The 25,126-nt window shown below is 32.3% G+C and carries 24 protein-coding genes; 18 read left to right on the forward strand and 6 right to left on the reverse strand.

The window, feature by feature from the left end; translation table 11 throughout:
• Positions 1 to 71: 71 nt before the first annotated feature.
• The 4 genes from HM985_RS02700 to HM985_RS02715 all read right to left on the reverse strand — a co-directional run bounded on the left by HM985_RS02700 (position 72) and on the right by HM985_RS02715 (position 3,320).
• Complete coding sequence (locus tag HM985_RS02700) at positions 72 to 1,100, reverse strand: asparaginase (protein ID WP_179374751.1); 1,029 nt, start codon at positions 1,098 to 1,100, stop codon at positions 72 to 74.
• Positions 1,101 to 1,868 (reverse strand): TatD family hydrolase, encoded by a 768-nt coding sequence (locus HM985_RS02705; RefSeq protein ID WP_179374752.1) that lies wholly within the window; start codon positions 1,866 to 1,868, stop codon positions 1,101 to 1,103.
• A 119-nt stretch (positions 1,869 to 1,987) separates the two neighbouring features.
• A complete protein-coding gene (locus tag HM985_RS02710; protein WP_179374753.1) occupies positions 1,988 to 2,734 on the reverse strand; it encodes a tetratricopeptide repeat protein in 747 nt (248 codons plus the stop codon).
• A 4-nt stretch (positions 2,735 to 2,738) separates the two neighbouring features.
• Entirely contained in the window at positions 2,739 to 3,320 is a 582-nt protein-coding gene (locus tag HM985_RS02715; RefSeq protein ID WP_179374754.1) for an RNA polymerase sigma factor, read from the reverse strand.
• Positions 3,321 to 3,490: 170 nt separating this feature from the next.
• Between HM985_RS02715 and HM985_RS02720 the strand changes: the two genes are divergently transcribed.
• The 5 genes from HM985_RS02720 (at position 3,491) to HM985_RS02740 (ending at position 10,332) form a co-directional block, all read left to right on the forward strand.
• Positions 3,491 to 4,528: a hypothetical protein gene (locus HM985_RS02720; protein ID WP_218843356.1), complete on the forward strand. Its 1,038-nt coding sequence runs from the start codon at positions 3,491 to 3,493 to the stop codon at positions 4,526 to 4,528.
• Positions 4,529 to 4,642: 114 nt separating this feature from the next.
• Positions 4,643 to 6,595, forward strand: a complete 1,953-nt coding sequence (locus tag HM985_RS02725; RefSeq protein WP_179374755.1) for a PKD domain-containing protein — start codon at positions 4,643 to 4,645, stop codon at positions 6,593 to 6,595.
• The gene (locus HM985_RS02730; protein WP_179374756.1) at positions 6,576 to 9,185 is read left to right on the forward strand and encodes a CHAT domain-containing protein; all 2,610 of its coding nucleotides are present in this window, start codon (positions 6,576 to 6,578) and stop codon (positions 9,183 to 9,185) included. The genes HM985_RS02725 and HM985_RS02730 overlap by 20 nt, the downstream gene beginning before the upstream one ends.
• Positions 9,173 to 9,613 (forward strand): retropepsin-like aspartic protease, encoded by a 441-nt coding sequence (locus HM985_RS02735; RefSeq protein ID WP_179374757.1) that lies wholly within the window; start codon positions 9,173 to 9,175, stop codon positions 9,611 to 9,613. Before HM985_RS02730 ends, HM985_RS02735 begins: the two co-directional genes overlap by 13 nt.
• 77 nt (positions 9,614 to 9,690) lie before the next feature.
• Positions 9,691 to 10,332 carry a response regulator transcription factor gene (locus HM985_RS02740; protein ID WP_246284935.1) on the forward strand — a complete coding sequence of 214 codons (642 nt, stop codon included), beginning with the start codon at positions 9,691 to 9,693 and terminating at the stop codon, positions 10,330 to 10,332.
• Between the two features lie 496 nt (positions 10,333 to 10,828).
• Here HM985_RS02740 and odhB read toward each other — a convergent pair whose 3' ends face one another.
• Together odhB and HM985_RS02750 are read right to left on the reverse strand one after the other, a co-directional pair.
• Positions 10,829 to 12,094, reverse strand: coding sequence for a 2-oxoglutarate dehydrogenase complex dihydrolipoyllysine-residue succinyltransferase (gene odhB, locus HM985_RS02745; RefSeq protein WP_179374758.1), 1,266 nt, complete (start codon positions 12,092 to 12,094; stop codon positions 10,829 to 10,831).
• Positions 12,095 to 12,169: 75 nt separating this feature from the next.
• Positions 12,170 to 14,929 (reverse strand): 2-oxoglutarate dehydrogenase E1 component, encoded by a 2,760-nt coding sequence (locus HM985_RS02750; RefSeq protein WP_179374759.1) that lies wholly within the window; start codon positions 14,927 to 14,929, stop codon positions 12,170 to 12,172.
• Between the two features lie 114 nt (positions 14,930 to 15,043).
• Between HM985_RS02750 and HM985_RS02755 the strand changes: the two genes are divergently transcribed.
• The 13 genes from HM985_RS02755 to HM985_RS02815 all read left to right on the forward strand — a co-directional run bounded on the left by HM985_RS02755 (position 15,044) and on the right by HM985_RS02815 (position 25,109).
• On the forward strand, positions 15,044 to 15,589 hold the full coding sequence (locus HM985_RS02755; RefSeq protein WP_179374760.1) for an alpha-ketoglutarate decarboxylase: 546 nt from the start codon (positions 15,044 to 15,046) through the stop codon (positions 15,587 to 15,589).
• A 259-nt stretch (positions 15,590 to 15,848) separates the two neighbouring features.
• The gene (locus HM985_RS02760; protein ID WP_179374761.1) at positions 15,849 to 16,331 is read left to right on the forward strand and encodes a c-type cytochrome; all 483 of its coding nucleotides are present in this window, start codon (positions 15,849 to 15,851) and stop codon (positions 16,329 to 16,331) included.
• Positions 16,332 to 16,690: 359 nt separating this feature from the next.
• A complete protein-coding gene (locus HM985_RS17205; RefSeq protein WP_317167122.1) occupies positions 16,691 to 16,888 on the forward strand; it encodes a fasciclin domain-containing protein in 198 nt (65 codons plus the stop codon).
• Between the two features lie 25 nt (positions 16,889 to 16,913).
• On the forward strand, positions 16,914 to 18,884 hold the full coding sequence (gene nosZ, locus HM985_RS02770) for a Sec-dependent nitrous-oxide reductase (RefSeq protein ID WP_179374762.1): 1,971 nt from the start codon (positions 16,914 to 16,916) through the stop codon (positions 18,882 to 18,884).
• A 157-nt stretch (positions 18,885 to 19,041) separates the two neighbouring features.
• Positions 19,042 to 19,662: a hypothetical protein gene (locus tag HM985_RS02775; RefSeq protein ID WP_179374763.1), complete on the forward strand. Its 621-nt coding sequence runs from the start codon at positions 19,042 to 19,044 to the stop codon at positions 19,660 to 19,662.
• A 26-nt stretch (positions 19,663 to 19,688) separates the two neighbouring features.
• The gene (locus HM985_RS02780) at positions 19,689 to 20,132 is read left to right on the forward strand and encodes a nitrous oxide reductase accessory protein NosL (RefSeq protein ID WP_179374764.1); all 444 of its coding nucleotides are present in this window, start codon (positions 19,689 to 19,691) and stop codon (positions 20,130 to 20,132) included.
• A gap of 3 nt (positions 20,133 to 20,135) precedes the next feature.
• Positions 20,136 to 20,570, forward strand: a complete 435-nt coding sequence (locus HM985_RS02785; protein ID WP_179374765.1) for a CopD family protein — start codon at positions 20,136 to 20,138, stop codon at positions 20,568 to 20,570.
• A 3-nt stretch (positions 20,571 to 20,573) separates the two neighbouring features.
• A complete protein-coding gene (locus HM985_RS02790; RefSeq protein ID WP_179374766.1) occupies positions 20,574 to 21,818 on the forward strand; it encodes a nitrous oxide reductase family maturation protein NosD in 1,245 nt (414 codons plus the stop codon).
• Positions 21,812 to 22,519, forward strand: coding sequence for an ABC transporter ATP-binding protein (locus HM985_RS02795; protein ID WP_179318964.1), 708 nt, complete (start codon positions 21,812 to 21,814; stop codon positions 22,517 to 22,519). The genes HM985_RS02790 and HM985_RS02795 overlap by 7 nt, the downstream gene beginning before the upstream one ends.
• Complete coding sequence (locus tag HM985_RS02800) at positions 22,512 to 23,294, forward strand: ABC transporter permease (RefSeq protein WP_179374767.1); 783 nt, start codon at positions 22,512 to 22,514, stop codon at positions 23,292 to 23,294. Before HM985_RS02795 ends, HM985_RS02800 begins: the two co-directional genes overlap by 8 nt.
• Positions 23,295 to 23,296: 2 nt before the next feature.
• Positions 23,297 to 23,722, forward strand: coding sequence for a hypothetical protein (locus HM985_RS02805; RefSeq protein ID WP_246284937.1), 426 nt, complete (start codon positions 23,297 to 23,299; stop codon positions 23,720 to 23,722).
• A gap of 44 nt (positions 23,723 to 23,766) precedes the next feature.
• Positions 23,767 to 24,165 carry a hypothetical protein gene (locus tag HM985_RS02810; protein WP_179318963.1) on the forward strand — a complete coding sequence of 133 codons (399 nt, stop codon included), beginning with the start codon at positions 23,767 to 23,769 and terminating at the stop codon, positions 24,163 to 24,165.
• Between the two features lie 98 nt (positions 24,166 to 24,263).
• Positions 24,264 to 25,109, forward strand: coding sequence for a hypothetical protein (locus tag HM985_RS02815; RefSeq protein WP_179374768.1), 846 nt, complete (start codon positions 24,264 to 24,266; stop codon positions 25,107 to 25,109).
• Positions 25,110 to 25,126: the final 17 nt, after the last annotated feature.

Raw genomic sequence — 25,126 nt, forward strand, 5'->3', positions numbered from 1 at the left:
AATTTATTTCAAAATTACAATGTGCCAAATAACAAAAAAATACGCAAACCCTAAAATTTATAATGTTATTTTTAAGACATTTCTCCTCTAAGAGATGTTTCAAAAATAGTTTTAAAATCTTTTTGTTCTATATTTTCTCCTAAAAGATACATTAATTTAGCAATGGCTGCTTCTGTAGTGATGTCTCTTCCAGATATTACGCCTAATAATCTGAGTTGTGAACTAGTTTCATATTGCCCCATATTCACACTTCCACCAGCACATTGGGTTACATTTACAACATGTAGTCCCTTTCTTATAGCATTTTCAATTAATTCTAAAAACCAAGGTTCTGTTGTGGCATTTCCTGCCCCATAAGTTTCAATAATTAATCCTTTTATTAAATTACTTGTAAGAACAGCTTCACAAATTGGTCTTGAAATTCCTGGAAATAATTTCAGTACTCCAATATTTGTATCCATTGCGGTTCGTAAAATCAGTTCTTTATTGGCTTTTGGCTTCCATAGAGATTCTGAATTTACATTTAAATGCACTCCCGATTCTGCTAAATTAGGATAATTAAATGACTCAAAAGCCTCAAAATGTTCCGCATTTAGTTTTGTTGTTCTGTTACCCCTGTATAATTTGTATTCAAAATACAAACCGACCTCTCTAATAACGGGTAATCCTTCAATATTTAAAGAGGCCATCTGTATAGATGTAATAAGGTTTTCCTTAGCATCCGTACGTAAATCTCCGATTGGTAATTGTGAGCCTGTTAATATTACAGGTTTTGCTAAATTTTCGAGCATAAAGCTTAGTGCTGATGCTGTATAACTCATTGTATCACTACCATGTAAGACAACAAAACCATCAAACTTTAAATAGTTTTCACCAATAATAGTAGCGATATCAGCCCAATACTTAGGCTGCATATTTGATGAATCTATAGGTTCTTCAAAAGAAATGGTTTCTATTGAACAATCTAAAAGGTGCAATTCAGGAATTTTAATAAGTAGACTATCAAAGTCAAACGCTTTTAACGAACCTGTATAAACATCTTTGATCATACCAATGGTTCCACCTGTATATATTAATAGGATGTGCGGTTGTTTTGTCATTTAGATTCCGAATATAGCTTTTGAATTTTCTGTTGTTACATCTGCAACTTCATCTTCAGTAACATTGTATATTTCAGCTAATTTTTCTACTACTTTATTAATATAAGCACTCTCATTACGTTTACCTCGAAATGGTTTTGGGGCTAAATACGGCGAGTCTGTTTCTAAAACAATATACTTAAGGTCTATTTGGTTTAAAAACTGATCTATCTTACCGTTTTTAAAAGTTACGACTCCTCCTATACCCAATTTCATATTATAAGAAATAGCTTTTTTAGCTTGTTCTAAAGTCCCTGTAAAACAGTGAAAAATACCGAATAAATCGGGTCCTTTTTCTGATTCTAAAACTTCAAAAACCTCATCAAAAGCATCTCTACAATGAATTACTATTGGTAACTTATATTTCTTTGCTAACCTTATTTGTTGTGTAAAGGCATCAACCTGAATACCTAATGTAGATGTATCCCAATAGAGGTCAATCCCTATTTCACCAATGGCAAAAAATGATCTTGAAGCCAATTGTGCTTCTACATGCCCTAATTCTTCTTTGTAATTATCTTTTACAGATGTAGGGTGTAAACCCATCATTAAAAACACATGCTCAGGAAAATCTTTTTCTAATTGAAGCATCGATTCTGTATATGCCGAATCTATTGCAGGAATAAAGAACCGAGTAACACCTGCCTCAATAGCACGTTGAATCATCTCTGACCTATCCGCATCAAAAGCATCACTATATAAATGTGTATGTGTATCTGTAATTATCATTTTGCAAAAATAAAAAAGTCATCTTGGTTTTGATGACTTTCTTTTTAGAATTTCTTGCAAAGTAAAGCAGATAAAATAGAGTTTCGTTAATGCTTTATTAAAATATTGAAATTTTATAATTAATCGAGTTGATTTAGCAACTCTTGAGCCACTTTATAATGCTCAGAATTTTGAGATATTGTTTTTAAAGTTTCTACTACAGCTGTTATGTTTTCTTGTTTAAGATAACTTAAAGCCAAAATCCACTTCGCATTATCTTGGTAAGCAGAGTTTCCTTGAGACAGTTTAAGAAGCAACTCATCGGCTTCTTGGAACTGATTAGTTTCTACCAACGCTATACTCTTATAAAGTTGAATTTCTAAATTAGAATAATCGTTTTCTAATATCTCATTAAAAGCTATGATTGCTTCTTTATAATCCTTAGAGTTAAAGCTATGCTCTGCTTTAGTCATTGCTTCATTTTCACCACTTCTAACAGTTAAACTAATTGTATTAAAACTATTGTAATCCTCATAAGTTGGATCACTAAACTGGTTGAATACAAAAAATCCAATTAAAATGATTACCGAAGCTGCAATGCCATATTTATAAAAATTAAATTTATGAGAAGGCTGTTCTATCGTTTTATCCTTTTCTAATTTATTGAAATACATATTAGAAATCACATCTAGGTTAGCCTTAAAATCAGAATTTTCTTGTTCATTCTCAATTTCATGTTTTAAATGTGAAGACATATCTTTATAAATTTCAAATGCTTGTTTAAATGAAACATCGGTTTTTAATTTTTCTTCAAAAACAATGGATTCATCTTTAGACAAATCACCTAACAGATAACTTTCAAACTGTATATAATCTTGCTCTTCCATAACTTTAATTCTTCAGTTGGTTAAATTTTGGTGATGCCTGCACTAATTTAGTTAATTGCCCAATACACAGTGATTTTTTCTTCCGTGCATAAGCATAAGTAATTTTAAGACTTTTAGCAACTTCTTCCATTGACTTAATTTTAAAAGTAGCGTTTAGTAAATCTCTGCATGCTTCACCAAGTTCTAAAAACGCTTCTTTAAATAAAGCTTCCTTATTTTCAAAAACAGAACTTTCAAAGGATAACATTGGGGCATCATCATCCTCAGATAAAACTTCTTCATTAATTGTTACCTCTTTACCTCCAATTTTTTTTAATTGATTTAACCATTTTCGTTTACACAATAAAAAAAAGTAGGCATCAAAAGGGCAAGTAAGCTCTAGCTTATTTTGTTTCGCTTGGTTATAGATTGTTATAATAGTTTCTTGGATTACATCTTGTGCATCATAAGCATCCCCACTATTCTTCTTTATATAGTTAATCACTTTAGGTGCAAACTTATCATAGATAGTTTGAATGATAAAGGTATTGTTTGCCGCTAGTCCGTCAACATACTTTTGATCTTCGTGTATTTTTTTTGCGCTCATGAACCCTTTATTTTCAACGAATTTAAAAAATCTTTCTAAAATGAGGGTAACAATTCTAAACAGCTTTTGATTTAAGGGTGTAACAATAAAAAACGGAACATATAAAAAGACAACTATTTAGTCATCTTAATTATTTATATAAGTACGAATAACATTTAAAAGCCAATATTATGAAAACTAAAAACCATCTCTTTTGTAAACCTAGTACAGAACCTATTTTTATTAAAAAACTATGCAGCCTTTTTGCCCTAATCACAGTAACCGTATTATTAACTACGAGTTGCAATCCAGAAGATGACAACCAAAGTGAAACACCTAATATTGCATCACCTACAGCTCAAGAATTTGATAACATTAGAGCTATTGCATTAGAGAATCACACACAAATGTTTACGTTTAACACAGAAGACACTTACATTTCTTTAACCTCAGCAAATGGTGTTCAAATTAACATTAACGCCAATTGTCTTACCGCTAATGGCAATCCTGTTACCGGAGATATTACTTTAGAATATATTGAGCTTTTTGAAAAAGGAAGTATGTTAACCACTAATAAACCTACAATGGGCGTGTTACCAGGAGGAGGTAAAGCTTTATTAATTTCTGGAGGTGAATTCTTTATAGAAGCAACACAAAATGGAACTGTTTTAGATACGACTTGTAGTTTTCAGTTAATAATCCCTTCTAGCCTGACAGGTAGTTCTGACCCTGATATGACGCTATGGAATGGAGAAATTGACGCCGATGGAAACTTAGCTTGGGAAGAAGCTGATAATGAAAATGGAGAAGAAGAAGGAGAAGTTTTCTTAGAAGGCGAAAATTATTATACTAATATTGAAGGATTTGGTTGGACTAACGTAGATCGTTTTTACAGTGATCCAAGACCAAAAACAACACTTCAAGTACAAGCACCAGAGGGTTACGACAATCAAAACAGTGCTATTTATTTATCTTACGATGGTGAAGCACCCGCCTTAGCTTACTTAGATACTTTTGATGAAGACTTAAATATTTTTAGTGAGCATTACGGACAAATTCCAATTGGCTTAGCTTGCCATGTAATTTTTATAACAGAATCTGATGGGATATGGAGATACGCTATTAAGCCAATGATTATTGCGGAAAACGATATAATAACATTTAATTTAGGGGAGACTATAGTTGGTACTGAAGCTTCATTAACAGCTTTAATGAATGATTTGCCTTAAATCAGAAGTACCTACTTAGTCATCAAGTCAGAAATTAATTTTTCTGACTTTTTGTGCATTCTTCAATCTGCTTAAATTATAATTGTTAAATTTAGTCGCTATAAATACCTATAAATGAAATCAATCCACTTTTTTTGTCTAGCTTTTAGTTTCTCTATTTTCAGTTTTGCACAGCAAGAAATAGAGAAAGATACTACACGCGGAACAGCTACTATTATTCATAAAAACTTAGGGAACGCTGTTGAGTTTAATGCAGATGCCCCAGTACTCAACCAAATTGCGGGAGCACCAAAAGCATTTTACACTAATTTTTGGGAATTTGGAGATGGTACTTTTAGTAAAGAAGAAAATCCTAAAAAAACATATAAGAAAAACGGAGAGTATACCGTAAGATTATGGGCAACCAACAACTATGACACCGGGAAACCACCTGTAACACGTCCTAAAAAAATTAATGTTAGCAATGCAAATGATAATTTTGAAGAGGAAGCGTCCATGGACTCTGCTTTAAGCCTTCAACGTAATAGAGAACCTATACCTAACGAAGAAATAGTTGTTGTTTTCAGCTACAAGAACACTAAAACCTACACAATAAACGGTAAATTCTTACTCTTCTATAATGAAGCAAAATATGATACCGATAACTTTAACCTCATTGAAACAAGACCCTATCACAAAGAAAAAGAAATCACCGATGATATCGTTTATGCTTCAAAATTTGATTCTGATGTTTATTATGCATCCGCAGAAGATGATATAATGTCTTTAAAAGCAAAACCACAAGACACTACAGTGAGAAGAAATCTTCCTCTAACCTTAGAAGAAGCTAAATTTGCTTATAGAAACTCAAGTCAATTACGTTTTGAAAATATGGAACCAAACGAAGAACGTCACGTATTTTACAGTTTAAAAACCACTAAAGAAATGCTAAAAGATACCTCTGCGATAATTTCAGTAAGAGGTGTTTATGTTCCTGATGATAGTTATGACAACCACCACGTAAAAGATATGGAAATGGAAATCGTAACCTCGCATGACCCTAATAAAATGTCATCTAATTCTACATTTCTTAATTACAGATTGGTAAGATATAAACGACCAAAATTTAAAATCAGATTTCAAAATAATGGCGAAGGTCCTGCATCAACCATTCGTTTAGAAACCGATGTGCCAGATATGTTTGATAAAACTTCGATTGAAGTTTTAGATATGTATCCCAAAGTAAAAATTTGTCCTAAATACGATGTTGCTTATAGTTGCCTTGACACTACTTATACCGACAAACAAGCCATTTTTACTTTCAAAAATATTTATCTACCTGGAAGTGAACAAAAAAATGTAAAAGTTTACGATTCTACTAAAGGTTTTGTGCAATACCGTGTAAAGTTTTCTAAAGACTTCCATAAAGAAAAAACAAAATCTAGAACTGCAATTATCTTTGATAAAAACGAACCGATAATTACCAATTATTCTACAACGCGTTTTTTACCAGGAATTTCTATTGGTGCCAAAGCGGGTTATAATTCATTTTCAGATCTTAAAAATTCTGAAAGTTATTTTATTGGTGCCACAATTTCGCCCTACAAATCGTATCGTTGGTATTGGCAAGTAGAACTTTTAAACAGTTTTCATAAATTTAAAAATAACACCGAAATCAAAGAAGAAATTGTAGATGATGGCGCTATTGGTTTTCCATACACAGAACGCACCACCACCAATAAAAGTTATAATAATATAGATTGGGAAATTCCGGTATTGGTAAGATATAATGTAAATAACTATATCGGCTTAGGTGCTGGCATTATAGGTGCTTTTTCTGTAAATGAAAAGCAAGAACAATCTATTTTAATAGAGCAATTTGAAGGACAAGGTGCTGATTTATTTCTTTTTGATAGCAGTACTACCAATGCAGAAGTTTCAGAATCTTTCACCAATTTTAGAAAAGGTTTTTTAGTTGAAGCTACAGCTGGTTTTGCTCGCATAGGACCAAGTCTTGGTGCTCGTTATGTATTTAACTTAGAAGAGGATTACAATTATCTACAACTATATGCTATTTGGAAATTCTAACATGATTAAAAAGGGGGTTGTTATATTTTTAATTTTGCTATCGGCAATATGTTATGCTCAAGATTTAGAAGAATCTATTTATGTAGCCACAGAAACATTTCATCAAAATCAAACAAATGAGGGTTTAGAGCAATTAAACATCAAAAGTCTTCAATTTGAAAAACAACTCAATAAAGAAGATGATTATTATGCCTTTATTAATCTATTAGTTAATAAAGCCTATTTTCTTAATAAAATAAATCGTTCAAAAGAAGCGATTTCTGCCTACGAAAAAGCACACGAAATCTACATTCATCAACACATCAATTCTTATGATATTGTAGAATATTGCCTTATTCCTTTAGGTATTCTCTACCACAAAACTAACGCTTACTTAAAAGCCGAACAGATTATTACCCTTTATATAAATCTGGCGCAAAAACAGAACAACAATCAACAGCAAATTACTGGGTTTATCAATTTAGCCAAGCTTTATCAATCCTTAAGCAAGCATCAACAAGTAATGGCTATTGTAGCTAAAGGACTTAAAATTGAAGGTATAAAAAACCGACAAAAACGGAATCTAAATTATATTAAAAGAAAAAGCGAATTACTTATAGAAAGCAATCAAAAGCGTTTATCGTTAGACAATGATGTTATTGGCCCAAGATTTAATCCTAAAAACGCAGAAACCTATCAGCTTAATTACGAAACGGCTTTAGAAAATGAAGATTATGAAACTGCATATACTAATTTAAATCTATTAAAAAATTTAAAAATCAATAAACTAACATCAGCAAGAAGTAGAGCTAAATTTAATTTTCAAGAAGCACAATTACATTATTTAAGAGATGAAAATGATAAAGCTTTAGCTAAATTAAGAACTTGCTTAGCCATTTTACTTCCTAATTTTGATAAAACTCAACGTCCTAAACCAAAAGATTTATATCCTGAAAATACCTTTATGGATATTTTTGACTTATGGGCAGCATTAGAAACCGATCCTGAAAAAAAATTACAGTATTATGATTTAAGTTTTTATATATCAGAATCGCTTACACAAGAAAACACCAACCAAGAAAGCTACATTCTTAGCGCCAATACCAATAAAGACCGTAGTGAAAAATGTATCCGTATTTTATATGATTTATTTCAAATTAAAGGGGAAAGCAGTTACATAAAACGTGCATTTCAATATGCTGAACGCAATAAAGCTTTAGGCTTAAAATGGTACACTAATAAACGTACATTTTTAAAACAACACCCAAAAGACAGTCTTCTATTAGCAGAACAGCAGCTACTAAAACAGCAGCAACATTTTTCTAATAAATTATTAAACAGACCCATTAACAAAACTCAACTTTTAGAACGCGATACTCTGCAATTACAACTCATTACCACAAGTACACAACTAAAAAAATTGCAAGATTCTATTACCAAAACCTACAACAAATCTTCATTATACAATTTAAATATTGAAGTTTTAAAGTCGAAATTAAAAACAGATGAAGCTTGTTTGGTTGAATATTTTTCTGGAAATAATGACATCTACCAATTTATTTTCTCGCCAAATCATATCGCTTTTAACCGTATTGAAAATACTGTTTCAAATCGAAATAGTATTTCTAAATTTATTAGTTATTTCGAAAATGCATCAGTTATAAATAATGATGTTTTACAATTTACGGAAGATGCTTTTCAACTTTATACCGTATTAAATTTAAAAGACATCGCTACGTATCAAAATGTAGTAATTATTGCAGATGGACTTTTAAATTTTATTCCTTTTGAAAGTTTACTCACCAACGCAACTACAACGTCTAATTATTCCGACATGCCTTTTATGGTAAAAAAGCATCGTATTGCCTACCAAACTAGCGCTTCCTTTTATAACGACACAAAACCTTATGCATTTAAAAACTCAGCATTAGGTGTTTTTCCTGTTTTTGACAATAGCAATATTAAACTCACCTATTCTATTGATGAAGCAGAACGCTTAGATGATGCCATTAAAACAGAATTTTTAATGTACAACGCTGCAACTAAAAAAGATGTTTTAAAACAAATTAACGATTACAGTATTTTACATCTTTCTACACATGCCAATAGTGGTGATTTTACAACGGCAGCAAATATAGATTTTATAGATTCTAAACTATCCCTACAAGAATTGTACAACCTAGATTTAAAGAGTGACTTGGTGGTTTTAAGTGCTTGTGAAACCGGTGTAGGAATGCTTCAAAAGGGAGAAGGCAGCATGAATTTAGCACGTGGCTTTAAATACGCAGGCATCTCTAATATGGTTGTTTCCCTGTGGAAAATTAATGATTTATCCACCTCAAAAATTATGTCTCATTTTTATAATGATCTTAGGCAAACTGAATCTGCTTTTTCCGCTAATCAAAGTTCTAAATTAGCATACCTAAATTCTGATACTATTTCTAATGCTAAAAAATCACCTTATTATTGGAGTGCTTTTATTTATTCTGGAGATGTAACGCCAGCAAAATCTTTCAATTATATAAATATGATTATTTATAGTATTATCGGCTTGATAATTGCTAGTTTAATTCTGTTATTAATTTATAAAAGACAACTATGGAAACGTTAAAAGACTTCCTTACAAATAAAGGCTATTCTAAAGTTAAATTGAAGTTCACAAAAACCAATCATTTTGAAATAAAAGCAACTATTAATGGCGTAAAAGGTCGATTTATTTTAGATACTGGTGCTTCAAATAGCTGTGTCGGTTTTGAAGCCATTGAACGTTTTAATCTTAAAGTTAAAGATTCGGAAATAAAAGCAGTTGGTGCTGGGGCTTCTGACATGCTGACACAAATTTCTAATTCAAATTCCGTTAAGCTCGGAAAATGGAAAAAGAGTCGTGTTGCGCTTATTTTATTTAATCTTTCTCATGTTAACAACGGACTTATTAATCATGATGCAGACCCTGTAGATGGTATACTTGGTGCGGATATCTTAAAAAAAGGAAAGGCTGTTATCGATTATGAAAAGAAATATTTATACCTCAAGTTATAAGAAAGCTGACAATGTTATTATTCACAAAACCATTAAATAAACAGAAGATTCTTTCTATCTTTAAAAATCATAGCTGAATGAATAACAAAATGAACCCTACCATTATTATTGCTGATGACCATCCTTTGGTCTTAAAAGGCTTACACGATTTTTTAATTGAAAAAGAATTTAATGTTTTAGCAAGTGCCAAAAACGGAAAAGAAGCCTTAACTTTAGTAAAAGCTCATAGGCCAGACATTGCTATATTAGATATAAAAATGCCCTTCTTTACAGGTTTACAGATTGCCGAAAAATGTAAAGTAGATAATATTCCTACAAAAATTGTACTTATTACTTTTGAGAAAGATGAGAAAACATACTATGATGCTAAAGCTCTGGATATTTATGGTTATGTATTAAAAGAATTTGCATTAGTAGAAATTGAAAACTGCATCGCTTCTGTCATAAACAACAAACCTTATTTTAGTCCTGAGTTATTAAATTTTTTAGAAATACATAAGTTACCTGAAAATTTTGATTCCCTTACAAATCATGAAAAAGGCATTGTTAAATTAATATCGCAAAACAAAACAGGTGTAGAGATAGCCGACTTACTTTTAATCTCACCTAGAACCGTAGAAAAGCATAAAAGTAATATTATAAAAAAATTAAAATTAGATAAAAAGCAAAATAGCTTATTGATTTGGGCTAAAGAAAATTCTACCTTTTTTGACACTTAAACTGTATTAATTTTGAAAATACGTAAAGTTACGTATAGTTTAGTATTAGTTTTTTTGTGACCTTTACATCATGCTACAAATGTAGGGGTTGTAGTATACAATTTTGTTATTAGTTAACTCTCAAAACAGGGAATAATTAATTCTTAGGGACTATTAAGGCCTTGAACATAAGTTCAAGGCCTTATTTTTTATAAAAACTCTAAATTTACGTAAAGTTACGTATAGTATTGTCTTATAATAAGTTGCAACTTTACACCAGTTATTAATTCATTCCTCAATAAAACAGTTAAGACCTATGGACACAATGAAAAAAAATTCATCAAATACAAGGGACAAAATTTTTATAATATTATTAGTCGTTAGTTCAGTAATTGTAATTTCGGCTAATATTGTTGTTAATTTCTTTCATTAATTTTAGTTAGTTTTTTTTAATAAGGGTAAAAAAAAAGCGCAATCTCAATGAGATTGCGCTTTTTAATTATAAATATTTTAGACTTTATAGTTCTAAAGCTTTCTTTATATCGTTATCCATTAATAACTCTTCAGGACTTTCTAACGCTTCTTTTATAGCGACTAAGAATCCTACAGACTCTTTTCCATCAATGATTCTATGGTCATAAGATAAAGCGACATACATCATTGGATGAATTTCAACTTTACCTGCTACAGCAATAGGACGTTCAATGATATTATGCATTCCTAAAATTCCACTTTGAGGAGGATTAATAATAGGTGTAGATAACATACTTCCAAAGACACCACCATTTGTAATAGTAAATGTACCACCTGTCATTTCATCTACAGTTATTTGTCCATCTCTAGCTCTTAGTGCTAAACGTTTTACTTCAGATTCAATACCTCTAAATGATAAATTCTCAGCATTTCTAATTACTGGCACCATTAATCCTTTTGGACCTGAAACAGCAATACTAATATCTACAAAATCATAAGTTAACATTTCCTTTCCATCGATCATAGAGTTAACCGCAGGATACATTTTTAATGCTCTTACAACTGCCAAAGAAAAGAAACTCATAAATCCAAGACCTACACCATGCTTTGCTTTAAACGCTTCTTTGTACTGCTTACGCAATTCGAAAATCGGTGTCATATTAACCTCATTAAATGTAGTTAACATCGCTGTTGTGTTTTTCACTTCCACTAAACGTTCTGCAACCTTACGACGCAACATAGACATTTTACTATGAGTTGTACCTCGGCTTCCCCCTGTTGGAGTTCCCATTGATGGTACAGCCTTTACAGCATCATCTTGAGTAATTCTTCCATCTTTACCTGAACCAGCAACAGCACTTGCGTCCATTCCTTTTTCAGCTAATACTTTTTTAGCTGCTGGACTTGCAACTCCTGAAGCATAAGTGTTTTTAGCAGGATTTGAAGCTTTTTCACCTGTATTTGCAGTTTGATCTTGTTCTTTCTTCAATTCGTCCGCAACATTTGTGTCACCACCGCCTTCATCACCACCTTTGTAAGTCTCAGAAGCATCTCCTCCATCTTCTGGTTTTGCTGCACTTGTATCTATTAAACACACCACAGCACCAACAGCAACAGCATCACCTTCTTCTGCTTTAAGTGTAATTATTCCGCTAGCTTCCGCTGGCAACTCTAATGTTGCTTTGTCACTATCTACCTCAGCAATGGCTTGATCTTTTTCTACATAATCTCCGTCTTGCACTAACCATTCTGCAATTTCCACCTCAGTAATTGACTCGCCTGGTGAAGGCACTTTCATTTCTAAAATCATATTGTAATTTTTATAACCTATGGTTTTACTTTGTACTTGTTTATTGGTATCAGTATTAATGATACGATAGATTTATTATCTCTGATTATTTTTTGATTTATCAAAAACGAAATCAATAACTTCCTTATGCCTTTTCTTAGAACGCACAGAACTTCCTGCTGCAGGAGCACCATAAGGCCTTCTACTTGCAACTCTAAACTGTTTAGTTTCGTCAAAATTCATTAACATATGGCTGTAAGCTCCCATGTTTCTTGGTTCTTCTTGAGCCCAAACAATATCATCTGCATTTTTATATTTCTCAAGTATTACTCTCATATCTTGAGCTGGCAAAGGGAACAATTGCTCAATTCTCACTAAAGCAATATCTTCTCTTTCAAGATGCTCTTGTTCCTCTAATAAATCATAATAAAACTTACCAGTTACAAAAACAAGTGTTTTTATCTTATCTACCTTAGCAGTAGCATCATCAATTAACATTTGAAAACTTCCATTTGCAAATTCATCTACAGTAGAAACTACTTTTGGATGACGTAATAAACTTTTTGGAGTAAATACAATTAAAGGTTTTCTGTAACCTGCTTTTACTTGTCTACGTAACAAATGAAACATATTTGCAGGTGTTGTACAATCGGCAACAAACATATTATCCTTTGCGCAAAGTTGTAAGTAACGCTCCATACGACCCGATGAATGTTCTGCTCCCTGACCTTCATAGCCATGAGGTAATAACATAACCAATCCGTTTTGTAACTTCCACTTATCTTCTGCTGCAGAAATGTATTGGTCTAGCATTATTTGCGCTCCATTACTGAAATCACCAAATTGCGCTTCCCAAATAGTTAATGTTTCTGGACTTGCCATCGCATAACCGTAATCAAAACCTACGACACCATATTCTGATAATAATGAGTTATATATAAAGAATCTTCCTTGTTTATCACTTAATTGATTATGAAGAACAATCTCTTCTTCACTATCTTCAACTTTTACAACAGCATGACGATGAGAAAACGTCCCGCGCTCTACATCTTGCCCAGAAATGCGAATATCATTCCCCTCTAATAATATGGAGCCATAAGCTAAATGCTCTGCCATTGCCCAATCTAATCGATTCTCATCAAACATTGTTTGTCTCGATTCTATTAAACGTTGAATTTTTCTTATAAATTTTTTATCTTCAGGTAAAGTAGATATAACTTTTGCAATTTTCTCGAGCGCTTCTTTAGGATATGTAGTATCTACAGTCTCCATCATTCTATTCTCTTCTGCAGAAGTAAAGTTCATCCATTCGTTTTGCATAAATGGTGTGATCTCTGTTTTCTTAACCTTACGAGAATCTTCAAGCTTTTCCTCAAGTTTATCTTTATATTCTTTTTCTATTTTAGCAACAAAGTCGTTATTAATAACCCCTTCTGCTAATAAACGAGCTGCATAAATATCTCTCGGGTTATTGTGTTTTGCTATAGCTTTGTATAATAAAGGTTGTGTAAATTTAGGCTCATCACCTTCATTATGCCCATATTTTCTATAACCTAACATATCTAGAAAGACATCGCGCTTAAACTTCATTCTAAAGTGCAAAGCAAATAACGTGGCATGTACTACGGCTTCAACATCATCTGCATTAACATGTAATACAGGAGAAAGTGTCACTTTACCAACATCTGTACAGTACGTACTAGAACGTGCGTCTAAATAATTGGTCGTAAAACCAATTTGGTTATTAACAACGATATGTATTGTTCCGTTTGTTTTATAACCGTCTAATTGTGCCATCTGCACCAGCTCGTATACTAAACCTTGACCTGCAATAGCAGCATCACCATGAACAATTATTGGTAGTACTTGTGACGGATTATCTGAATATTTATCGTCTTGCTTTGCTCTAACGATCCCCTCCACAACAGCTCCAACGGTTTCTAAATGCGATGGATTTGGTGCAATATTTAAATTTATTTTTTTGCCAGCATCACTAACACGATCACTTGTCCAACCTAAATGGTATTTTACATCTCCATCAAATACGGTTTGCTCGTAATCTTTACCATCAAACTCGCTAAAAATATCTTTTGCAGATTTACCAAAGATGTTTGTTAAAGTACTAAGACGACCACGATGGGCCATTCCCATAACAAATTCTTTTACATCATAGCCAGAAGCATGTTCAATTAAAGCATCTAAAGCTGGTATTAACGCTTCACCTCCTTCTAAAGAAAATCGTTTTTGACCTACATATTTGGTATGAAGGAAATTTTCAAATGAAACAGCTTCATTTAATTTTCTTAAAATTGTTTTCTTCTGATCAGGAGAAAACTGCGGATGATTATCATTGATATTAAGTTTCTGCTGAATCCACTTAATTTCTTCAGGTTTTCTGATGTACATATATTCTACACCAATAGATTCGCAATACACTTTTTCTAAATGATCAATGATAACTTGTAAAGTCGCTGAAGATCCTAAACCTAATACTTCTCCTGCGGAGAAAACAGTTTGTAAATCACTTTGTGACAATCCAAAATTTTCAACCTCTAGGGTTGGTGCATACTTACGTCTTGCTCGTACAGGATTTGTTTTAGTAAACAAATGGCCTCTACTTCTATAGCCTTCTATAAGTTTTAATACTTGAAATTCTTTTTGAATTTGTTCTGGCACTTGCGTGGAAACACTTTCACTAGTTTCACCATCTAAATCATAATTTTCTGATCCAAAGTCGTAACCTTGAAAAAAGGCGCGCCAACTTGGCTCTACGGAATCAGGGTTTATGAGATATTGGTCATATAAATCAGCAAAGTGTGCTGTATGTGCCGCGTTGAGAAAGGAATATTTATCCATTTTACTTTTTGAGACGTTGTCGTTTCAACATAATTTAGTCAAAAATACAACTTTTAGTAAATATAGATAAGGATTTATTATATTTATAACATATTGATTAGAACTATTAAAACAATGGCAAATTTGAAGCATATACTGACACCCAAAATATTATTATGTAGTCTAATAATCTATTTCTTTACATTATTTTCATTCGCTCAGAATTACACTTCAGGTAAGAGTGATTTTTGGAGTCACGTAGAATTCGGTGGAGGTTTAGGCCTTAATTTTGGAGACGGTTTTTTTAGCGGATCTATAACACCAAATGCCCTCTATAGATTTAATCCCTATGTGGCCACAGGTGTTGGGTTAAATTATTCTTATAGCAGCCAAAAAGATGTTTTTAAATCCACGGTTTTAGGAGGAAGTATTATTGGTCTTGTTAATCCATATAGAGAAGTTCAAATTTCTGCAGAATTTGAACAATTACATGTTAGTCGAAATTTTGACAGCAACTTTGTTACAAATCTTGATGAAGATTATTGGTATCCTGCCTTATTTATAGGTGCTGGTTACTCAAATGGAAATGTTACAATTGGTATAAGGTATGATGTTCTATATGACAAAGATGAAAGTATCTACACTGAAGCCTGGATGCCTTTTGTAAGATTTACATTTTAATAAAACCCAACTTACCCTATTTACATTTAACTAACCCCCACAATTAACTTGTGGGGGTTGTCAATTATTGATTATAACAGTTTACAATTTTTACCATTTATAAAATTCCTAACTCAATTAAAAAAGACTTAATCACACTTGTTAAAGAAAATTAAATATAGTCAAAAAATTAAATCGGACAAAAATATCCTAATCATGATAAATGTCATGTATTTTCCAATGCTCCCTCTTTAAATTTGTTGAAATAAAACCTATAACAATGAAAAAAATATTTAAACTATTAGCAGTGTTCGCTATTGCAACCGTGTTTAGTTGTGGTAGTAACGACAAAAAGAAAGAAGAAACAGGTTACGGTAAAAAAACACCAGCCAAAGTAGAGAAAAAGGTACCTGCTTCACAACGTATAGAACTCTCCAATAAAGGTGTTGGCTCAATAACCTCTATAAGTCTAGACGCAGAAATAAACCAAGATATGGTTACACATGGTAAAGATGTGTATGCAAAAATGTGTACTGCATGCCATAAAGCAGACAAAAAATTCATTGGCCCAGCACCAACAGGTATTTTTGAAAGAAGATCACCTGAATGGGTAATGAACATGATTCTAAACCCAGAACAAATGGTTAAAGAAGATCCATTGGCTAAGGACTTATTAATGGAATTTAATGGTGCCCCTATGGCCAACCAACATCTTACCGAAGAAGAAGCTAGAGCCGTCTTAGAATATTTTAGAACCCTATAATAGAACGTTATGAAGCTAATTAAATAATTTCTTTTTATTAGCTTCATTAAGCTGTTCTTGTAAAACGACACTAGACAATCATCAGCTGAGACTTTAGACACTAAAACATCAACTACAAAAAAACAGGATAAACTTTCATTTAATATAAACAAGGTAAAGCGACCGTATTAAGTACTGCATTAGGCTCTAAAGGCCATACCAAATTAGTCTCAGCAGCAAAAGCAACATCTTTAGAAAATGCTTTAACAAACACATGGCTATTAATGGTATTTACTCTAATAAATAAAGGGTTTACAACTTTACCAAAAAGTACTATTTAAAATTTACTGAAACTAGAAAACAAAGATGCCTTAGCTAATATTTTAAAATACCACGTAACTGCTTCTAATTATTCTAAAGAATTTAAAAAAACAGATCTAGCCAACAATGGTTACGTTAAGGTAGAAGTTGTAAATGGAGAACCACTTATTGGTGGTGCAAAAATATTGACAAATTACAAGGCTCGAAGCGGTATTGCACATCTTATCGATAAGGTACTATTACCACTTACGGGATAAAAACACTAACCAAAATTAATTAACAATGAAGAATATAATAATAGCAACATTTACAACTGTAATTGCTCTAACAACATTTACAAGTTGTAATAATTCGGGGAAGCCAGGCGGTAAGTCTGGTGCCTTAGGAAGTAATATCGCTGAAAAAGTTTATGTAGCTCCTGGCGAGCATGATGAATTTTACGCCTTTATGTCTGGAGGTTACAGTGGTAACGTAACGGTTTATGGTTTACCTTCTGGTAGAATGTTTAAAGAAATCCCTGTATTTTCACAATTTGCAACTTCTGGTTATGGGTATTCTGAAGAAACAAAACCTATGTTAAACACCTCTCACGGATTTATTCCTTGGGGAGATGCGCATCATCCCGATATTTCTCAATCAAAAGGAGAATTAGATGGGCGTTGGCTATTTATAAATGAAAACAACACACCACGTATTGCAAGACTTAGTCTTACCACATTTGAAACCGAAGAAATTATTGAGGTGCCTAACAGTGCAGGTAACCACAGTTCTTCTTTTGTAACAGAAAACACAGAATATGTAGTAGCAGGAACACGTTTTTCTGTTCCAATTCCACAACGTGATATGCCCATTAAAGAGTACAAAGGAAACTTTCAAGGGGCTTTATCGTTTATTAGTGTAGCACCAGAAACAGGGAACATGGATATTAAATTCCAAATCCTAATGCCTGGTTTTAACTACGATTTATCACATCCTGGACGTGGAAAATCTCATGGTTGGTTCTTCTTTACAACGTATAATACAGAAGAAGCAAATACCCTTTTAGAAGTTAATGCCTCTCAAAATGACAAAGATTTTATTGCAGCTATTAATTGGAAAAAAATTGAAGACTATGTAAATAATGGAGGTGGAACAATGATGCCTGCTAATTATGCCCATAATATATATGACGAAGAAACACACACAGCAACTTCGACTATGAAAAAAGAAGTCCGTGTTGTAAATCCAATTGAAGTTCCTGGGGCTGTTTATTTTATTCCAACACCAAAATCACCTCATGGTTGTGCTGTAGATCCTTCCGGAGAATATATTGTAGGTAATGGTAAATTATCCGCAAACGTAACAGTACATTCATTTACAAAAATGCTAGATGCTATTAAAAATGAAAAATTTGCAGGTGAAGCTTACGGAATTCCAATTTTAAACTTCGAAGATGTTTTAGCAGGCGTAGTAAACCAAGCAGGACTAGGACCATTACACACAGAGTTTGATGGAAAAGGAAATGCATATACGACCTTCTTTATTTCTTCTGAAGTGGTAAAATGGAAATTAGGCACTTGGGAAGTTATCGATAGAAAACCTACTTATTACTCTGTTGGACACTTAACAATTCCTGGAGGAAACTCTGGAAAACCACAAGGTAAATACATGTTTGCAATGAATAAAATAACAAAAGATCGTTATTTACCTACAGGTCCAGAAATGGAACATTCTGCACAATTGTATGATATTTCTGGAGATAAAATGGAATTACTTTTAGATTTCCCTACACATGGTGAGCCACATTATGCTGCTGCAATGGAAGCAAGCATTATTAAAGAGCAATCTCAAAAAATCTATAAACTAGCAGACAACAAACATCCATATGCAGCAAAATCTGATGCTGACACTAAAGTTGTTAGAGAAGGTAAAGACGTACATATTTACATGACAACTATTAGAAGTCATTTTTCACCAGATAATATTGAAGGTATTAAAGTAGGAGACAAAGTATACTTCCATATTACAAATTTAGAACAAGATTTTGATGTACCTCATGGATTTGCAATGATTGGGCAAACTAACTCAGGGTTGTTAATTATGCCAGGGCAAACCAAAACATCTGTATGGGAACCAAAAGAAGTTGGTGTATGGCCATTCTATTGTACCGATTTCTGCTCTGCATTACACCAAGAAATGCAAGGTTACATTAGGGTATCGGCAGCAAACGCGGATACACCTTTAAAATGGTCTTTAGGAGAAGATATAGAATAACAACAAACCTAATACAACCTAGAGGAATTTTAGTTTAGTGTTTATTTCTCTAACAAAGGCGAGAGTAGATTTTTCGCTCTTGCCTTTCTTATCTAAAACACTTCCCTCTGTTTACACAGAAGCCTCACTAAATACATTAATATAAATATTAAATAAGATGAAAAAGGCTAGCATTATAATGATTATAGGTTCATTACTATTATTAGGACTTTTTAAGTTTCCGTTATGGAACATAATGCTTGGGGCTCCACAATACCCAGATCCTTTAGGAATGAATATTTATATTAATGGTATTAAAGGAGTTTCAGAATTCGACTTACAAAATATAGATGGTTTAAATCACTATATAGGTATGAAAAAAATACCAAAAGCAGATGAAATGTGGGAGTTTTCAGTATTTCCGAAGGTTATATTTGGAATGTCCATGTTAGGAATTATTATTGGTCTGTTAGGCTACTTTAGCAAAATAAGTTATAAGTATTTTATAGGCTGGTTTATAGCAATGTCTGTATTAGGAGTTTTAGGCATGTACGATTTCAATAATTGGTTAATCGATTACGGTGGTAATTTAGATCCTCATGCCATTATAAAAGTAACCAATCCGGATGGCTCTCCAATGTCGTACAAACCACCACTAATTGGGTTTAAAAAGCTTTTAAATTTTGATGTTACTTCGTTACCACATACTGGTGGATATCTAATGTTTATTGGTATGGCATTAACTATAGTTGCTTTTTGGTTAGGCAGAAAAGCAAGTTTAAAGAAAAGAACATCATAATGCTGTATTTTCAAAACACTAAAAACATGAAAACACTAACACACTATTCTATCCTTGCGTTATTATTATTATTATTAATTTTTAGTTGTAACGTAACACCTCAACCCATAGTTTACGGAAGTGATGGTTGCAGCTTTTGCACAATGACCATTGTAGACAAAGTTCATGCTGCAGAAATTGTAACTAAAAAAGGGAAAGTCTATAAATTTGATGCAACAGAATGTATGATCAATTATTTAGAAGATTTTGATACCTCTAAAATAAAACTATACTTAGCTACAAATTACACAGAACCAGAAGTCTTTACAGACGCTACAAGAGCAACGTTTTTAATAAGTGAAAATATTCCTAGCCCAATGGGAGCTTTTTTATCGGCTTTTGAAAACAAAACGGATGCAGAAAAGTTTCAATCAGAAAAAGGAGGTCAATTATATACATGGAATCAACTTCTCTCAAAGTTAAATAATTAAGTCATGCTTTTAAAACTCATTATATTCTTACACATTATTTGCGCAACGATTTGGACTGGCGGTCACCTAATTCTATCATTCGGATTTTTACCTAAAGCGTTATCAAAAAATGACTTCAGTATCATAGAGCAATTTGAATCAAGATTTGAACGCATTGGCATTCCTGCATTACTTATTTTAGTAATAACTGGTATTTATATGGCTATTATTTACACCACAGATTTTTTTGAATTCGACATTTCAAATCATCAAAACAAGCATATATACATTAAGTTACTCTTATTGTTAAGCACTGTTTTACTTGCCGTACATGCGCGCTTTTTTTTAATTCCAAAGAAAAAATTAAAGCCACTAGCTTACCACATAGGTTTGGTTACCCTGATCGCTGTGTTATTCGTTTTTGTGGGATTTAGTTTAAGATCAGGAGGATTATTATAGCTTATGAAAAACATTAAAATCACATTATTAATATTAGTTGCATTGTTAGCAAATCGCAATGGCTTTGCTTATCAGATTGAAGTTTGTAAAACCTGTCCTATTTCAACATTAAGCGACGGTATTGCACAAGCAAAGGATTTTGACACCATTACAATCAAAAAAGGAACGTATAAGGAACACAATGTTATTGTGAACAAACCATTAACCATAATCGGTGAAAATTATCCAATTATAGATGGCGAGTTAAAAGGTGAAATCATTACGATTATTTCAGATAATGTCACCATAGACGGTTTATTTATTATTAATGTTGGCACTAGTTACACAGAAGATTATGCAGCCGTCCGTATTAAAAATAGTAAAAATTTTAAAATTCAAAATTTAGTTTTAGAAAAACTATTCTTCGGAATTTATATCGAAAAATCAAGAGATGGTAAAGTCTTTCATAATAAAATAATTGGAGAGGCAGTTGAAGAATATAACTCAGGAAACGGCATTCAACTTTGGTACAGTAAAAACATCCAGATTGAACATAATTTTGTGCAGCATGTTAGAGACGGTATTTATCTAGAGTTTTCTAATTTTTGTACTATTAAAAACAATGTCAGCGCATTAAACGTACGCTATGGCTTACACTTTATGTTTTCTAACGACGATTTATACGAAGACAATACTTTTGAAAACAATGGAGCTGGTGTGGCGGTGATGTTTTCAAAACGTATAAAAATGTTCAATAACACGTTCAAAGAAAATTGGGGAACGGCTTCCTATGGTTTATTACTTAAAGAAATTAATGATGCCGAAATTGAAGGTAACACCTTTGAGGATAACACCATTGGTATTAACGTAGAAGGCTCTAATCGCATCAACTACAAGCATAATACATTTAAAGAAAATGGTTGGGCAATTAAGGTAAAAGGAGCTTGTTATACCAATATTTTCACAGAGAACAATTTCTTATATAATTCCTTTGACATTGCTTACAACAGCAAAGTCAATGACAATGCATTTGATAAAAATTACTGGAGCAGTTACACAGGTTACGATTTAGACAAAAATGGCATTGGTGATATCCCTTACAGACCTGTAAAACTATTTTCTTATATCGTAAATCGTACACCAGAAACCATCATTTTACTGCGAAGTATGTTTATAGATATAATCGATTTTTCCGAAAAAGTATCACCTGTTTTTACACCAGATGATTTATTGGACAACAACCCTCAAATAAAAAAGAGAAAATGGTAACCATAGAAAATTTACATAAAAAATTCGGAAAGAATCAAGTACTTAGTGGTGTTGATCTCAATATAAGCGAAGGCGGAATTTTCGCTGTACTTGGCCCAAATGGCTCAGGTAAAACCACATTGATAAAATCAGTTTTGGGTATGGTAATTCCAGATAAAGGAAACATCACTGTACTTGGCGAAAACATTAAAAAGAATTCCGAATACAGACATAAAATCGACTATTTACCACAAATAGCCAACTTTCCGAGTAACCTACGTGTTAAAGAATTAATCAAAATGATTAAAGATTTACGCAAACCAACCAATGAAGATGAGCGTTTAATTGAACTTTTTAGACTTGAACCCTTTTTAGACAAAAAATTAGGTAACCTCTCAGGTGGAACTAAGCAAAAAGTGAATCTCGTTTTAACTTTTATGTTTGATAGTCCGTTAATTATTTTAGACGAACCAACCACAGGTTTAGACCCAATTTCACTCATTAGATTAAAAGATTTAATTAAAGCTGAAAAAGCCAAAGGTAAAACAGTGCTCATTACCTCACACATTATGAGTTTTGTTGAAGAAATTTCAGATGAAATTGTATTTATCCTAGAAGGTAAAATTTACTTTAAAGGCACCATCCAAAAATTAAAAACCAAGACCAATCAACCCGATTTCGAACATGCGATTGCGTCTATATTAACCGATAACCATGCTTAAGATATTAAAATATAGTTTTTACGACCTTATGCGTAGTCGCTGGAGTTACGTGTATTTTGCTTTTTATTTATTATTAGGTGTTGTGTTATTATTTTTAAACAACGACCTTTCAAAAGCAGTTATTACTTTAATGAATGTTATCATCGTTTTAGTACCGTTAATAGGCACCATTTTTGGTGTGATGTACTATTATAATTCACAAGAATTTACAGAATTACTTTTAGCACAACCTATTAAACGTTCGTCCATATTCTTAGGACAATATTTAGGTGTTGCACTATCATTATCTATGAGTTTAATTTTAGGATTAGGCATACCATTTGTATTTTATGGTTTATTTGAAAGCAGTGCCATTTGGGATTTTTCACTACTACTAATTACTGGTACATTTTTAACCTTAATTTTTACCGCTTTAGCCTTCAACATTGCTTTATCTAACGAGAACAAAATTAAAGGATTTGGTTATGCCATCTTACTTTGGTTGTTCTTGGCTGTTATTTATGATGGACTCTTTTTAATGACATTAATTTTATTTGAAGATTATCCGCTAGATAAAGTATCACTTATTGGCACTATGCTAAATCCAATAGATTTATCGAGAACGCTTATCCTTTTAAAACTAGATATTTCTGCATTATTAGGATATACAGGTGCGGTTTTCAAACAATTTTTCGGAACAAGTTTCGGTTTAATTGTATCTTTTGTGATGCTCACCATTTGGATTGTTATGCCTGTTTTACGCATCATATTTAAATCGAAGAAAAAAGATTTTTAATTATGAAACGAATATTATCAAATTCAGTCATTATCATAATGATGTTGTTAAGTTGTTATTCTTGCAAAAACAACATAACAGAACCTCAAGCCATTCAACTTGAAGGTTTAACACTCAACAATAACGAAAAGTGGATTGCTAATAAAGAAACTCATATTGGTATGAAACGTATTGATTCTATTTTAAAAAATAATACTTCAACAAGTGGAAAAGTATTAGGCGATGTACTTTCAAAACAAACAAGCTATATTATTAAAAGCTGCGATATGGAAGGCGAAGCTCACGACCAGCTTCATGTGGTACTCGTCCCTATTCTAGAAGAAATCACGGATATAAAAGATGTAGAAAACGCTTCAGAATTAGAGCAAAAAGTAAATCACTTAAAAAACTTAACAGCCACCTATTTCGAATATTTTAAGATTAACTGACAAAAATCATCTAATTAAAGACAAAATTGTCCGAATTTAGCAATATGATATTAAAGGTTACATATAGAGTCACTGCTTTGTTTTTAACATTCGTTTTATTAGCGAATAATATTAACAATGTGGTTATTGTAACCGATTTTATGATGAACCAAGATTTTATTGCTAAAACGCTTTGTGTTCAAAAAAACAATCAAAAAGGCTGTAATGGTAAATGTCATTTAGCCAAACAATTAGTACAACATAACACAGATTCAAGTTCAGATGCACCAATACCATCAAGCGACAGAACGCGCTTAGACGTTTTTGTTATTTATGAAACTACAAACCATACCAACTCAAATTTAATTCAATTAGAAAGGTTTCAAAACAACACACATTACAGAATAAAACAACCAGTTTCTGGGTATTATGATATCCATACACCACCACCAGATTTAAGTTAATTTTTTTGAAGCTCTACTTAGAGCAAACTTCTGTTTTTTGAAACCACATCGGCTTCGAACAGGATACTTACATTAAAAAATAACTTAAACACTTTAAAATGAAACTTAAATATTTATTACCAATCGCATTTATTACACTTTTCTTTTCATGTTCTACAGACGACGATGACAATACAACAATAGTTAATGAAGTTGAAGGATTAGAACTTATTCAAACCATTGTTAATGACAACCAAACCATAGAATTTTACAACGAAAAAGGTCTGTTTGAAACTGGCTATAATTTAATTAGCCTCAGAATTAAAGATAACACAACAGACAGCTATATAGAAGATGCTATCCTTTCTTGGATGCCAATGATGCAAATGCCAACTATGGAACATTCTTCGCCTAAATCTTCAATTTCAAAAGCTTTAGGAAAAGATACTATTTATGAAGGTTTTATCATCTACCAAATGACAAATACAGATGCTTCTGGTTGGTCACTAACGTTAAATTACACTATTGATGGCACTGATTATTCGGTTACAGAAACGATATCTGTATTTCAATATGAAAATCAAAACACAGCGAGTTTTATGGGAAGTGATGACACCAAATATATCTTGGCACTTATTGAACCAAAAGACCCAAGTATTGCTGTAAATACAATGAAAGTTGGTTTGTTTAAAATGGAAAACATGATGACGTTTCCAGTTGTAGAAGACTATACCATAGCTTTAGACCCAAGAATGCCAGGCATGGGAAATCACACCTCACCTAACAATACAGATTTAACTTATAATAATGCAGATAATTTCTATTATGGCGATTTATCATTAACAATGACTGGTTACTGGAAACTAAACCTAAAGTTAATGAATGCAGACGATAGTGTTTTAAAAGGAGAAGACGTTACCGATGAAAACGAAGCGAGTAGCTTGTATTTAGAACTGGAATTTTAATTTATTCCTTACTGTCA

Source organism: Winogradskyella wichelsiae, assembly GCF_013403925.1.
Taxonomy (GTDB): domain Bacteria; phylum Bacteroidota; class Bacteroidia; order Flavobacteriales; family Flavobacteriaceae; genus Winogradskyella; species Winogradskyella wichelsiae.